14 protein-coding genes are annotated in these 14,825 nt (G+C 33.7%); 8 read left to right on the top strand and 6 right to left on the bottom strand.

Annotation, left to right across the window (positions count from 1 at the left end):
- Positions 1-203: 203 nt before the first annotated feature.
- From Q0L65_RS13695 to Q0L65_RS13680, 4 genes are all read right to left on the bottom strand, one after another.
- Positions 204-2,279: a bifunctional DNA primase/helicase gene (locus Q0L65_RS13695; protein ID WP_296687381.1), complete on the bottom strand. Its 2,076-nt coding sequence runs from the start codon at positions 2,277-2,279 to the stop codon at positions 204-206.
- Between the two features lie 19 nt (positions 2,280-2,298).
- Positions 2,299-2,607 (bottom strand): helix-turn-helix domain-containing protein, encoded by a 309-nt coding sequence (locus Q0L65_RS13690; RefSeq protein ID WP_296687379.1) that lies wholly within the window; start codon positions 2,605-2,607, stop codon positions 2,299-2,301.
- Positions 2,608-2,694: 87 nt separating this feature from the next.
- Positions 2,695-3,126: an RteC domain-containing protein gene (locus Q0L65_RS13685; RefSeq protein WP_296687377.1), complete on the bottom strand. Its 432-nt coding sequence runs from the start codon at positions 3,124-3,126 to the stop codon at positions 2,695-2,697.
- Positions 3,127-3,148: 22 nt separating this feature from the next.
- Positions 3,149-3,541 carry a hypothetical protein gene (locus Q0L65_RS13680; RefSeq protein ID WP_296687375.1) on the bottom strand — a complete coding sequence of 131 codons (393 nt, stop codon included), beginning with the start codon at positions 3,539-3,541 and terminating at the stop codon, positions 3,149-3,151.
- A 367-nt stretch (positions 3,542-3,908) separates the two neighbouring features.
- On the opposite strand from Q0L65_RS13680, the gene Q0L65_RS13675 reads away from it, so the two are divergent.
- From Q0L65_RS13675 to Q0L65_RS13640, 8 genes are all read left to right on the top strand, one after another.
- A complete protein-coding gene (locus Q0L65_RS13675; RefSeq protein WP_296687373.1) occupies positions 3,909-4,514 on the top strand; it encodes a DUF6088 family protein in 606 nt (201 codons plus the stop codon).
- Positions 4,515-4,517: 3 nt separating this feature from the next.
- On the top strand, positions 4,518-5,543 hold the full coding sequence (locus tag Q0L65_RS13670; RefSeq protein ID WP_296687371.1) for a nucleotidyl transferase AbiEii/AbiGii toxin family protein: 1,026 nt from the start codon (positions 4,518-4,520) through the stop codon (positions 5,541-5,543).
- Between the two features lie 457 nt (positions 5,544-6,000).
- The gene (locus Q0L65_RS13665; RefSeq protein ID WP_296687367.1) at positions 6,001-7,239 is read left to right on the top strand and encodes a site-specific integrase; all 1,239 of its coding nucleotides are present in this window, start codon (positions 6,001-6,003) and stop codon (positions 7,237-7,239) included.
- A 52-nt stretch (positions 7,240-7,291) separates the two neighbouring features.
- Positions 7,292-8,152 carry a hypothetical protein gene (locus tag Q0L65_RS13660; protein WP_296687365.1) on the top strand — a complete coding sequence of 287 codons (861 nt, stop codon included), beginning with the start codon at positions 7,292-7,294 and terminating at the stop codon, positions 8,150-8,152.
- 73 nt (positions 8,153-8,225) lie between these two features.
- Entirely contained in the window at positions 8,226-8,489 is a 264-nt protein-coding gene (locus Q0L65_RS13655) for a DNA-binding protein (RefSeq protein WP_296687364.1), read from the top strand.
- Between the two features lie 123 nt (positions 8,490-8,612).
- Entirely contained in the window at positions 8,613-8,903 is a 291-nt protein-coding gene (locus tag Q0L65_RS13650) for a helix-turn-helix domain-containing protein (RefSeq protein ID WP_296687362.1), read from the top strand.
- 111 nt (positions 8,904-9,014) lie between these two features.
- Positions 9,015-9,527: a hypothetical protein gene (locus tag Q0L65_RS13645; protein ID WP_296687359.1), complete on the top strand. Its 513-nt coding sequence runs from the start codon at positions 9,015-9,017 to the stop codon at positions 9,525-9,527.
- A 92-nt stretch (positions 9,528-9,619) separates the two neighbouring features.
- The gene (locus Q0L65_RS13640) at positions 9,620-11,140 is read left to right on the top strand and encodes a hypothetical protein (protein ID WP_296687358.1); all 1,521 of its coding nucleotides are present in this window, start codon (positions 9,620-9,622) and stop codon (positions 11,138-11,140) included.
- Between the two features lie 147 nt (positions 11,141-11,287).
- Here Q0L65_RS13640 and Q0L65_RS13635 read toward each other — a convergent pair whose 3' ends face one another.
- Both Q0L65_RS13635 and Q0L65_RS13630 read right to left on the bottom strand, forming a co-directional pair.
- A complete protein-coding gene (locus Q0L65_RS13635; RefSeq protein ID WP_296687357.1) occupies positions 11,288-12,178 on the bottom strand; it encodes a type IX secretion system membrane protein PorP/SprF in 891 nt (296 codons plus the stop codon).
- A gap of 11 nt (positions 12,179-12,189) precedes the next feature.
- A partial coding sequence (locus Q0L65_RS13630) for a gliding motility-associated C-terminal domain-containing protein (protein ID WP_296687356.1) occupies positions 12,190-14,825 on the bottom strand: 2,636 nt, incomplete at its 5' end.

Here is a 14,825-nt window from a genome sequence, read left to right as displayed (position 1 = left end):
AACTTGTATTGTATTGGTCAAAAATAGGAAATAAATATTGCTATTTAATACCTTATTTTGAAATTTTTCTGCCATTTAAGGTCAAAGTGAGTAATACTGCGGAACCGCGTGGTAAAAAAGAAAGTCCCACGGAAAACCGCAGGACTTTTACCAGAAAAGGGGGACTAAATCTGGTAATTTCGTAGTAAAAACTCCGAATATTGTTAGAAAGGCATGGTAACTAGGCAGTATTCTAGCACATTTGAGGGATTTTTCTCGATGATTCCATTCTCGCGCATGAATTTGATATACGATCTAGCGGTTCTTTCTTTTACATCCATGCTTTCCATGAGTGCTTTGTATAGGTTTTGGTTGCTGATGTACACACGGTTCTTGAAAATTTCGTTTGCTACATCCTTCAGCTCACTGGTTTTTCTGATTTCAGAATCCTCTTTGCTCTTTTCACCCAGGTAAACATGTCGGCCTTCGGTTTTACTCCAGCCAAATTGCATCATGGGTACATCTAAAGGCGAACCATCACGAACTTTTAGTGCTTTTACCACGCTGCAATTGTTGTTATCATCTTTTTCAATCAATAAAATACCTGCGGCCTTTCGCTGAACCTCTGATCCAAGGTGTCCGCGAAGTTTCATGCCCGATGGCGCAAGGTGCAATACACAAATAATAACAGTATTGTAAATGGCTGCCATTCGAAATAGTTCCTCAACCAATTTCACGGAGCTTTCTTCATCGTTTACGGCTCCCAGCAAATCGGCAATACCATCAATGACCACCATGTGAATACCACCGTGCTCATAAAAGAACCGATCCATGGATTCCAGGATCAAATTCATGCGCTCACTTCTTGAAATACCCACCAAGCAAAAAGCTTTGAACCAGGACGGTGGTTTTTCTTGAGAAGACCTGCGAATAATGTAGGTTAGATTCTTGTACAACTGAAATTCCGATTGCTCTGTATCGTAAAGCAATACAGCTCGCTGCTCAATGTTTTCTTTGATGGTGGTTCCTAGGGTGTCAATTTCTATTTCACCTGGTTTAATGGCTCCAGAAAGAATGCCTCCTAAATAATTGGTTTTACCGCTGCCTTCGGATCCAGCCACACAAACAATGTTTCCAGGTGTACCAATGGTAACGTCGTTTATGGTAATGAGCGGTTCGGGTGCTTTTGGTGGATTGTCAAAATCAATTTCGCAGCTCTTCATTACTGCAATGGTGTCCTCGTACAAGTGATCGAGCATTTCACGAAACAGCATCATCAAATCATCTGCCGAATGGTTCAAGCGAAAAAAATCTGAAATGTCTTTCTCTGTTTTATCGCCCGATAGTGGCAGGAGTAAACTTTTAAGCTGGTATTCTTTTAAATCTTTGGTAAGCTTCTCCATAGATGCTTTACCCGTTTGATCAACATCGTATAGTAGGGTGATGTGCTTGAATCGGTAACCCAAGCCCCTGATTAAATTCTTTGGAATGTGAGCCGTTTCACTGTTAAAACAAATGGCATGAAAACCATGGGAAACCAAACTCAACACATCTTTTTCTCCACCTGTAATGAAAAGTACATCGCCTCTAATCGGCAATTGGTCAAATCCAAACACATAGCTCTCGGTTACTTCGCCTGTGTACAAAAAGCGCAACTTCGAAAAGGGTCGATAAAGTTTCGTGTACCTTCTTCCATTGTAACCAAACATGGGTTGCTCATCGGTGCTTCCTAGGGCATATTCACTGCCGTCTTTGCCAATACCAATAAAGCGTTCAATGGCCGTTACATTGAAGCGATCTAAAATGTCTCTGGTAATTCCGTATTGCGCCCAAAATAGAATTTCACTTTCGTTGAATTCCCTGGTTTGAATCGGCAATTTGGTTTTCGCTGTTTCAAATCCATCATGAATGGAAGGTAGGGAGGAGGCTCTTTGAACTTCACCTTTGGTATCCCTTACAATCCGATTTACCTTTTGGTCGTTATCTTCCAGGCAAAGGCCTAGTTCGTTGTCTATGATTTCTAAGATTTTAATGAAATCTTGTCGGTCATCACAGCTGAGTCCAAATATTTTACTGACAAAGAAAAAGCAATCGCCACTGTATTCGGCATCCCCGAAATCCTTGAACTTGTAAATAGATGATTTCTTATCAAAATACAAATAGCATGATGCTTTTGAATCCTGATAAAACGGGCTTTTAAAGGATTTCCCAACCTTTGAAAATTTACTTCCGAGGAAGTGTTTAAAAATGCTTAATCCGTTGTTGGTTGCTTGAAGAATTGAATCTTTATTGAGTGACATATAAAAAGTTGTAAGAAGGTTAAATGATTGATTTTCTAGCAGGCTGGTAGCCTTTTTTCACATAGTTGACCAGGTCTGATAAAATCAGTCGCCGCTGCCGACCCACATGAGTGTAGGGCAATTTGCCGTCTCTCATGAGGATGTACATTTGTGCTCTAGAAAGTCCCAGGATTTTTGCCGCACTGGCAACATCCAGGTATTTCATTTCCTTCTTAGGTTCTTTTACTTCTTCAGCAAGTTGGCTCAGGATACGCTCAACTTTCATAAGTCTTTCTTCCAGCAATTTAATGCTAGGTATTTCTGTACTATTGGTTTTGTTTTCCCACATAAGCTGCCTATAAATTAATTAGGCTGCAATGCTACCAACACTTTTCAGCTTGCTTATTGTACTACAATTGTACTACAATGATTTTTTTCAAAGACCCCTGGCGCAATAATTATCGAAAACCTCCATGAGCTCTTTCAAGTAGGGCTTTTGTTCAATTTTTCTATTTTTTGCCGCTTGCAACGTAGAATCGATGTTTCCAATCTGGATATTGAAAAACCACATTAGGATCCCAAAAAACTCCTTCTTGGTGATTTTAGGGCGATCTATCGCCTTAACGGAATTACTCTCGTAAACCGATACAAAAAGCTCAATAAACGCGACTTTATCCCGTTGCCATTGGATGAGGGTCATTCCACTGCCTTTTGGAAATAACGATAGTTGACCTGACATGTAGGCCGATAACTCTTGTTTTGTTGGGATGGATAAATCCTGGTTGTTTTGCAGTGCGACTTGCCTTGTGGCGTATTTGTTCAAATGCGAGATGCGATGCAAGTAGAGCTGTTCTAAAAGTTCGAGCATTTGATACTGAACGGTAAAATAGTCAAGAATTTTTTTTTATGACTTCACTGTTTACGAGCTCTCTGGAAGTGGATTTATGGAGCTCTACACGATGAAGCAATACCTCTACATAGTCTTTTGGGAAAAACCGTTGTCGAAATTCCCTGATCTCGAAACAGTATAAGTCAAATTCTCTTTTAATGGAATCCGCTTGATTGAGGGAGTTGTTCATCATTTCGTCTACAAGCCTTTTACAGGGTAAGTAGAAGGTGTAGAGGTATTCGTGATAGGTGACAGTTGATTTTAAACCGTTAAATTCAACCTCTTGTGAATCGTCAATCTCAAAAAGTGAAATCTGTTTTCTAAGGGTTCGAGGATTGACATTAATTCGGGCAATTTTCAATTGCTCCAATGCATTGTTTAATAATTCTTTCATGACTTATACGTTTTGTTAAAAAATGATAATAATAACGAAAGTCATTTGTCAAATGAGGTCAAAACAAAAAATACTTTTTGTTAGCTTAAATGGTAAAATCACCCACTTGGCAATTGGCAAGGATATATATATATACCTTGCCATTTGCCAACCTAGATATGATTTTAGAAAACTGCCTATTTGCAAGGGTTTGCGGTGTTTTTGAGGGGAGTTTCAAATTTTGGGTGTTTACCCAATCGAAATCCAAAGAATTTCGGAATTTAAGAATTTGTGTGTATGTGCACTATGATTTGTTTTTAAACTGACAAATTTGTTTTATGGTGACAAATAATAGTGTATATTTGTCACGAAAACAAAGAAGAAAATTATGCAGTTAACTGAAAGTAAAATACAAGAACTGATCAAGGCAAAAGGAAAAGGTTTTGTTTTTACCTCAAAGTATTTTTCCTCTAAAGCCGATGATGTCAGCGTGGTAACATCTGCACTTAGTAGATTGGTGCAAAAAAAAGTTATCCGAAGATTGACACATGGCCTTTATGATTTGCCTGAAGTCCATCCGAAACTTGGTGCTATTATGCCTACAACTCAAAAGATCATTGAAGCAATAAAAGCATCAGATGCAATAGAAGTTCAGCCCACAGGAGCATACGCTGCCAATCTACTCGGACTGTCAACGCAGATTCCTATGCGAATTGAGCTTTATACAAACGGCCCAAAAAAGACTATACGGATCGGGAAACAAGAAATAATACTCAAACCAACAACTCCTAAAAATATGATTGGTGCTGGAACCAAAGCAGGATTAATTCTTCATGCACTTAGACAAATAGGAAAAGATAATATAACTGATGAAATGATAAAGCAGATTAGGAGCAAGATAGAAGAACAAGATATCAAACACATCAAAAAACAGATTCAGTTTGCTCCAGTATGGATTGCCAAAATCATGCGCTCAATCATAAATGAAAAATAAACTATGAATACATTTATACAGTTATCATCTGTCGAGAGAAACTTATATTGTCGTCAAGCAGCAGAAAGAATGGAGACACCTTTGCCTGCCGCAGTAATTGAAAAAGATTTTTGGGTCTGCTGGACACTCAATTTGCTGAATGAAATTCCTGAATTGAAAGGAAATATCACCTTCAAGGGAGGCACATCTTTGTCGAAAGCTTGGGGTTTGATTGAGCGTTTTTCAGAAGATATAGATATTGCGATTAACCGAAAAGTATTCGGACAACAGCCGCCTCATGGTGCGGAGGATGCAACATCTAACACACAACGAAAGACGCGTTTAGTAGAACTAGAAGATAAAAGTGCCTCTTTTATTATGGAGATACTTCTGCCAATTTTACAAGAAAAAATCGCAGAGCATCTAAACCCCGCAGAATTCACTCTCAAGCCAATTCAAAAGGGTAATGAAATCAATATAGAATTTGAATATCCTGGTACACTTAAAAATGAATTAGGAGGATTGCTTCCTGTTGTTTTAATTGAGCTGGTTCCGAGGGCTGACGAAATTCCAAATGAAGAAAGAAAAATAACACCGATAATTTATGAAGTGTTTGAAGACCTTTTGGGAGATGGCTCATTTAATATATCCACTTTAGCACCAGAGCGTACCTTTCTAGAAAAGCTACTTTTCATTCACGAAACACTTGAAGGGTTTAACAAAGGCAGCGAAAGAAAGAGTAGGCATTATTACGATCTTTTGAAACTTTATAACGCAGGTGTTTTTGAACGAATAAAATATAATCGTGAACTTTTGCAAATGGTTGTGGAGCATCGGCAAACTTTTTTTCGTTATAACACTTTGGATTATGCAGGGATCTCAAGTAAGGGCGTGCGTGTTGTTCCATCAAAAGAAAGCTGGACAGATTGGCGTGGAGACTATACTCGAACTGCTGTAATGATTTATAAAGATATCCCTTCGTTTGAAGAGCTTATGGGATTTGCTGAACAATTGGAGAATGAATTTAATGAGTGGGTTAAAAAATCATAAATCACTATGATAAATTAATTAGGTTCATTATCTTTGTGAAACCTAAAGAAACTCAAACTGGACAATCAAGCCCTCCTTTTGGCTGCTTGGTTTCTAAGGGGGTTTCCAAAGAGAAATAGAGAAGTAAAATACTTGATATACAGGAGTTTAGTGGTTATGGTTCATAATCCTCTCTCTCCGCTGAAAGCACCTCAACGAGGTGCTTTTTTCATTTCAATTCTTTCCTTATTTCATAAAATCCTATATTTTACAGTACCTGACAATTGTCTTCAGATAAGATGATTAATGATTTATTATTTCATTAAACACATTCTATCTGATTTAACAAGTACCCTATTTGGTACCCTGTATTATTAAATACTTTTAAGGGTACCAAAAAGATGACAATTGTTAACAATTACTGGTGCTTAGCAACTTTTGAAAGTAATTTTGCAACTTAAAATTAATAAAAAAGTTTATGAAAAAATTAAAAGTATCATTCTTCCAAAAGGGAGATAAAAACCGAGATGGATTAATAGCTATTTACGGAAGAATTAAACTAGGTAATTCACAATGTTCATTTTCTACAGGAAGATATTTATCTCCAGAAAGATGGATTAAAACCGACTATCTAAGAAAACCTTCAAGAATAGAAAATGAAAATTCCCTGAGCACTTATATCTACTCCTTCTCAACTAATATTGAAAGAAAATATAATGAATTTTTAAAAGAAAACTCTGTTCAAACATTAACTGCATCAGATTTAAAAAAACTATGTTTTAACATCAAGATAGAATCTAAAATTACATTATTATACTTGTTAAGAGAACACAATAACTATTTTAGCCAAAGAGTTGACAAAGGGGAACGCTCAGTTGGCTCATTAGAAAAATATTCTCGTATGGTTGATGTTGTGTCTGATTTCCTTGAAAAAATTCAAAATAAAAAAAACATAAATTATGAAGAAGTAGATAGAAAGTTTGTCTATAGCCTCGATAATTACCTACGTTATATTAGAGAGCATAATGGTAAAAAAGGATTAGGTAATAATACAGCAGTTAAGTACATCCGTAATATAAACAGTATGTTAAACTATTTTATTAAAACTGGAGAAATAAACCACAATCCTTTCAATATGTATAACGAAAAATTAACTGATGTGGATACAATTTTTCTAACCATGGATGAACTTAAAAAAATTGAAGAAAAAAAATTTGAAAATCGAAGATTAGATGTTGCTAAAGACATTTTCTTATTTAGCTGCTATACAAGTTATGCTCCATGTGATGCAATGAAATTAACTACCGATAATCTAATTAAAGAAAATGAAAATGATTGGTGGATTAAAACAAAAAGACAAAAGACAAATACTAATTCGGATGTTTTTGTCCTACCGCAATTAAAACGAATTCTAGAAAAATACAAAGATGATTTTGAATGTGTTAAACTAAATAGACTTATTCCAGATAGAAGTAATTCTAATATGAATTTGTATCTAAAAGAGATTGCAGATATCTGTGGTATAAATAAAAACTTAACATGGTATGTAGCTAGACATACTTTTGCAACCACAATAACCTTAGCCAACAATGTACCATTAGAAATAATTTCCAACGTTATGGGACATAAACGAATCACCCAAACCCAACATTATGCAAAAATTCAAAATGAATCAGTAAAACATCAAATGAAAATATTGAGTAATAAATTTGAATAAATTTAATATAATAAAATATTATTTGATATTTTAGGGAATAAATTTTAAATCTATGAGAGAAGACAATATAACAAAAATATTTAATATTATAAATGAAGTTGGCAAAATCAAATTATACAGTGAAGATATAAGAGATACTTCCGTAAAAATTGAAATATTTGAGAAACACTTTAAAGAAATATCAATCGAAAAATTTTACTCCAGTATATATACTGAATTTGAGAGTTTAATATATATTCAATTAGAGAATAATTGTGATATTAAACTATTAGAAAAATTTAATAATAGTGCCAAAACAATTTTTGAATATGAATTATCGAAGCATAACTTTAAATTAAACAGTAATGCATTTCAAAGCCAAAATTTTACAGACGAAGAAAAAAAGAAATACTATTTTTTTAATAAAATTCACGAACAACAAACTGATAAAATAAAGAAAATAATAAAACTATTGGAGCATGAAATTGAATTTTTCACATATAAGAACAATAAAAATTTAACAATAAACAGCACAAATACTAAAGACACTCATAATATTTTAGAAAAATCAAACCCCCATGAAAAAAAAGATATGAAAGACAGTACTAATTCAATCAACAAAGCAACTTTTAATCTTAGTAGAACAGACTCAATAATATTTTTATATATGCTTGAAAAATTTAATCTTTTAAAATTTGAAAGCACCTCTCAAAGAAATAGATTTATTGAACAAAACTTTAATTATACCGAATATAGAAACACAGAAAATGCTTCAGATGAAAATGAAAATATTGTAAAAGAATTAACAGGAATTAATGTAGAGTATTCTAATGTTAAAAGTGTAGATAAGTCTAACGTTAAGAGATATAATAAAAGATTAGATTTATTAAAAGATAAAATTCAATTTATTATGGAGTATGAATTTAAAAGTTAACAATTGTTAACAATGAAAAAGCATTTACATCTTATAGATTTAGCTTTGCATTATAATTTAAAACAATATATGTATGGTTAAACAAAACGATGAGAATGCAACAGTTATTAAACTACTTAATGAAGTAAAATCATTAGTAGAAAATGTTCCTAATCTAAAGTATTATAGGAACAAAGATTTAAAAAGAATATTTGGGTTTAGTGATAATACTATAATCAATTACAGAGATTATAATATTCTCCCCTACACAAAAATTGGAGACATCTACTTTTATCCTGTAAATGAAATAAAAATGCTCCTAAATAAGAGTGGAAATTTTGAATATTTCAAAAACTAACACACTCTTAAAACGGCTATAGTAGCCAAAAATCAAAATCAAAATAACAGAAAAGGTATAAGTGATGCTTTGCATTGCTGTGGCATTGCTATGGCATTACTGTACCTTATAAAAAAGTGAAAAATGGAAATTAAAAATTTAAATCTAGTTAATGTACCGCTAGAAGTTTTAACAGATACAATCAGAGATATTGTAGCGACAGAATTACAGAAAGTAATAGTATTGAGCACTTCTTCAAATAATAATGAAAATATTGAAGAAATTCTCACCAGAGAACAAGTAAGTACATTACTAAAAGTAAGCAACACCACTTTATTTAATTGGGATAATAACAAAATATTAGAAAATCATAAAATCGGAAGACGAGTTTATTATAGAAAATCTGATGTATTAGATTTATTACATAAACTTTAAAAGTGCTTAAAATAAACTTTAGGGAGCTTTAAAATCAGGGCTGTAGTAGCCAAAATCAATATAACATATCGACAGGTACAAAGTGATATTTTTCATTGCTCTGGCATCGCTATGGAATTAATCAAAAAAGAAAATATGCAATACATTAATACAAAACAAAAACGAAAACCATACAAATATTTAAATCACTGGAATCTTATAATAATAATTCCAAAGTGCCAATTAAAAAAGCAGTTAATAAATAATGAAGGTATAGATTGGAAAGATTATAAGTTAAATTGTTTAGAATTATTAGCACTATTAAAAGCTTGGCAAATTAAGCAAAATAAAGGTCTTGATTGGTTTTATCCAAATGAAGAAATATTGGATGATTTTATTCCTGAATGGAGACATTTTCTTTTAAAATTAGTAAAACTAAATATAGTTGAAGTAAATCCACATAATAGTAAACTTAATTTTAGGGTTAACACATCTTCATATCAAAAATTACCAAATAATCCTAAGATAAAAAATAGACTAAACCGACTTGGAGAGCTATTATTTCAAATTGATTGCATGGAATATAATGAGTTTTTCAATGAAAGAAACCAAAATAAATTACGGTTAAAATCGAATAATTTTTAAGGACAAAATACCCTTTCAAAACATAATTTTTTAACAATAGGCATGGCGATAAATATTTATCGTTTTGTCTTTTTTTTTTATAAGTACAAAACATGGTATATAACCAAAACAAAAAGCAATATTTTATTGCTATACAAAAAGATTTATTCAACAATTTAGAGCAAACTGTAACTAAACACAATTTGCATTATTACGATGATGAAATTAATAAAATCAAGATGGATAAGGCTGTTTTTTTATTGGACTTTATCAATTACCAAAAAAGTTACAGAAAAGATGATATTACAGAAAATGGATTTATAAGAATCCCTTCTGATATTCTTAATGTTTATTTACAAAAAGAACTTAAAAAATATAAAGAGTTTTTAAAAGATCATAACTATATTAAAGTTTTACCTTATAGCGATAAGTTATCCCAATCTTATGGCTATAAGGTCTGTTTAAATTATGATTCAAACAAATCGGATAAAGAAAAAAGAGAGTATATCGTTTATGAATTTCTTAGCAAAAGTTACGAACAGACATTAATAAAATCTGCTGAAAAGAATGCACAAATTCAGCAAAAAAAGCTGGCGGCAGATAGAAATACCAAGCATTTAACTAAATGGATTAATGAAGAAAATATACAAGTTGATTGGCTTTCCGCATTTAAGTTTATAGATAACAACAAATCTTTAAGCATAGAACAAAAAGAACAATATTCTCATAGTTTAAACCGAATTAGGTTTAATCAATGGCAGTATTCAAGAAGTAGTAATGATAATAGGTTACATTCTAACTTAACAAATTTTCCATCAATATTAAGACGGTTTTTGTCCCATAAAGGTCAATCATTGGTATCACTTGATATTAAAACATCACAACCTTATCTCCTAGCGGGACTGTTCAACCTAATTATTGGAAAAGAGTGGGAAAAGATAGAAAGATTAAAACAGGGTATAAGAGCGACGGATGTTAAGGATAAGTTTGATACTGTTATGAATACTATATCTCTCGATTCCCTTACTATTACTGACTTTGAAGCTTACAAGAATTTGGTTTGTTGTAATGATATTTACAGTTACATTGGTGCAAATTTATCTGACTCTTTTATCTCATCCATTATCTCTCCTGAAGGTGGTTACGAAGATAAAGAATATAACGCATCATTAATGCGAAAAACCACAACCTATTATAAAGACCTCAGAAGCTATTGTAAAGTTCTGGTATTAGAGTATATGTATTGTGCTATTGAAACCAGCTCAAAACGTCTTAAAGAGATGAAACGTATATATCCAGACGCTGTAAATAAGTTTATATATAACTTTAAATTTTGTGAAGAATTAAATATTCCTAAAAGACAAGGCGATAAGAAAAGAACAAAAATACAACGTGATAAAATTGTTAAGTCCAAAAAGTTGTTTGCTAAGTTCTTACAACAATTGGAAGCATATATAATTTTAGATGTTGTAACTAAAGAATTATCTAAGATTTATCCTGAAATGTTTATGGCTACTATACATGATAGCATAGTTGTCCCTAAAGAATACGAAATAAAAGTAAAAGCATTTATACAAAAAAGACTTTATGAAATTTTAGGAATTGAAGCTGATATTAAGAGTGAAAATTGGTAAGTTTAAATATATAGAAATTATAAAACCTATTAATATTGAATCAAATCCACGTACAGTATTTTCTACAAATGCAATAACATTTAAATTGTTTACAGGCTAAATAACCGTTAGTTTTAAAAGGGGATTAATTTTAAAATTATTGACTTTTTAAAATCGAAACTGTAATAGCATTTCATTGGTGTTTCTCGCTCTGGCTAGTTCTGGACGTGCGCTCATCTCATAAGCAAATCCAAAAACTAGTCGTTTGCTAATGACTACTGTTGCCATGGCTGCATAGGCTTTATCAGTTCTATACATCCCACCCAACTCGAATATCTTGTCTATCTGAAGCATTGCTGTCAAATCCAAGGATACTGGGGCGCCACTTACATAACGTAACATGGCAGAGGGTTTTAAGATAAGGCTTGAGAATTCTCCTTGTAAGGGAACATCATACCCTCCACTTAAATAAATGTGTGGACTATCGGTAGCTACGCTGGCATAGCCAGCATCGTTAGTAGCTTTCTTCGTGTTTAATAATCTTGGGATAGATAAGGAAATGTACATAGGTCCTTCTTTGTACACTGCTCCTACTCCAATATTTGGGTTGAAGGTGCTAATAGAAGCTAAAGCAGGATCTGCTTGTACGTTATAGGTTTCCAGTCCTGAGGTATTCACATTATACGAACTGCCTCCTGCTTTTATTCCAAAATAGACATCGGCGGTTTCACTCATTTTTAGTTTGTATGAAAAATCCAAACTCACAAAGGTTTGTTTCTCAATGAAGGTTTGATCGTTAATTACAGTCATACCAAATCCTACTTTCTTTCCTAAGCTCGTTCCAAAGGATATTGCTTGTGTTTCTGGAGCGTTGGCAATTCCAGTCCACTGCTTTCTCAATGTGCTTGACACTACTGTTATACTATCCACTCCTGCATAAGCTGGATTCACTAAGTTCATGTGTTGACGGTAAAATGTGTAAACAGTTTCTTGTTGTGCCAGGACAGCACTACTTACTAAAAGTAGTATTATGGCAAGCATATTTTGAATCTTTTTCATATATATCTATTTTATTTTGTGATGTATAACCAACCTTGTGAATCAATTGTACCATCACCGTCTAAATCAATTTGGAACATATACGACCCAACAGGAAGCATTTCGCTGCTACCTTGGTAGTTTCCATTCCAATCATTTTTATAATTAGCTGAGTAAAATACTTGTTTACCATTCGTATTAAACACACGTACAATTGAACCTGGATGGTTTTCTATATTGTAGATAACCCAAGTATCGTTAATCCCGTCTCCGTTTGGAGTGATTGCTGCTGCAACATTCAATTCAATAGTGTCACAAACATCTCCTTTTCCATCGCGATCTCTATCGGCTTGATCTCTGTTAGGTGTGTCTGGACAATTATCTGAGGTATTATTCACTCCATCGCCATCGCGGTCTGAATCACAACTATCAATAATGCCATCACCATCCCTATCCGTTCCATTATCTGGAATACCATCGCCATTGACATCCACATCGCAAACGTCTAGTATACCATCATTATCATCGTCAGTATCGGCATTATCTCCTATTCCATCGCCATCGGTATCTTTCCATTCATTTTTATCTAATGGGAAGGCATCGTTGATGTCTAAAATAGTATCGCCGTCATCATCCGTATCAATAGAATCAATAATACCGTCGCCATCGGTATCCAATACAGGGTTGTTTGGAAGATTTGGATTAGTTCCTTGTTGTACTTCAACATAATCTGGAACACCATCACCATCGGTATCTCTACCATCACCTGGTAGATTTGGATTGGTGCCTTGTTGTACTTCAACATAATCTGGAACACCATCACCATCTGTATCAATAGCATCACCAGGTATATTGGGGTTTGTACCTTGTACATTCTCAACATAATCTGGTACACCATCTCCATCAGTATCAATTAATGAATCACCTGGAGTATTTGGGTTTGTTCCTTGTAAGTTCTCAACATAATCAGAAATCCCATCACCATCTGTATCTCTACCATCACCTGGCAAATTAGGATTTGTTCCTTGTTGTACTTCAACATAGTCTGGCACTCCATCTCCATCAGTATCAATTAATGAATCACCTGGAGTATTTGGATTTGTGCCTTGTAAGTTCTCAACATAATCAGAAATCCCATCACCATCGGTATCTCTACCATCACCTGGCAAATTAGGATTTGTTCCTTGTTGTACTTCAATATAATCAGGAACACCATCGCCATCTGTATCGATAGCATCACCAGGTATATTGGGGTTTGTGCCTTGTAAATTCTCAACATAATCTGGGATACCATCACCATCTGTATCTATAGAATCATTCGGGTTGTTTGGATCTGAACCTTGTTGTACTTCAACATAGTCTGGCACACCATCCCCATCAGTATCAATTAATGAATCACCTGGAGTATTTGGGTTTGTTCCTTGTAAAATCTCTATATAATCTGGAACGCCATCCCCATCTGTGTCTCTTGCGTCACCTGGAACATTAGGATTCGTTCCTTGTTGTACCTCTACATAATCTGGAACACTGTCTCCGTCAGTATCCTTATAATCTGTTGGATCAGTTGGGCTGGTCCCTTCTTGTATTTCTTCAGTATTAGGCACTCCGTCTCCATCAATATCTGGATCCGTAGTGTCTCCTATACCATCACCATCCAAATCACTATCAATAAATAATGTAAAACTTGCTGTACCGGTACCGTCTGAATTAGTCGCAGAAATTGTGTATGTTTGACTTGTACTAGTAACTGTAGGTGTGCCACTAATTGAACCATTAGTAGTATTAAATTGCAATCCAGCCGGTAAGCTTGGAACAATCGAAAACGAACTAACAACTCCTCCAGAAGTGGTCAAACTAATAGTTGCTAATGGACTACCAATTACTCCTGTAAAATTATTTTGTGATAGACTTAAAACAGGCGTTTCGTTTACATTACCAATTGTAATAGTAAATGATTTCTCATAATTTAAACCTCCAGTATCGGTAGTTTTAATTCTTAACGTGTAGCTGCTTTTTATTTCATAATCAAATATAACTGCCGCTTTAAGTTGATTGCTTACAATACTAAAACTAGCATTATCATCACCCCCTGCTCCTGTAACTAATGTATAAGTGTGTGAATCACCGTTATCTGAATCCGTACTGCTTAATGTACCAATTACAGCTCCTAAAGCATTATTCTCGTCTATAGCACTTGCACTTAAACTGATATTAATTGGCGCTACATTCTCTTGGATATCATTAACAGTAATTGTAATAACCTTATCAAAAAATAATCCCCCTTGATCAGTCGAACGTACACGAATACTATAAGACGATTTTGTCTCATAATCAGGGCTAGACGTAATTTTTAAATCAGAACCAACTATAGTAAACACATTGTTATCTGAATCTCCAATACCACTAACAAGTGTGTATGCATGGGTATTGTTTGAATCTACATCGGTAGTACTCAATACTCCAACAATTGTATTTACAGTAACATTCTCATTTATAGAACTACTAGTTAACCCAATATCTGTTGGTGATTCGTTACTATCATTAACGGTAATTGTAATAACCTTATCAAAAAATAATCCCCCTTGATCAGTCGAACGTACACGAATACTATAAGACGATTTTGTCTCATAATCAGGGCTAGACGTAATTTTTAAATCAGAACCAACTA

The sequence above is a fragment of the Flavobacterium sp. genome, from assembly GCF_024642105.1.
Lineage (GTDB): Bacteria > Bacteroidota > Bacteroidia > Flavobacteriales > Flavobacteriaceae > Flavobacterium.
The sequence above is the reverse complement of the archived record's forward strand: the minus strand, read 5'-3'. Positions and strand labels throughout refer to the sequence as shown.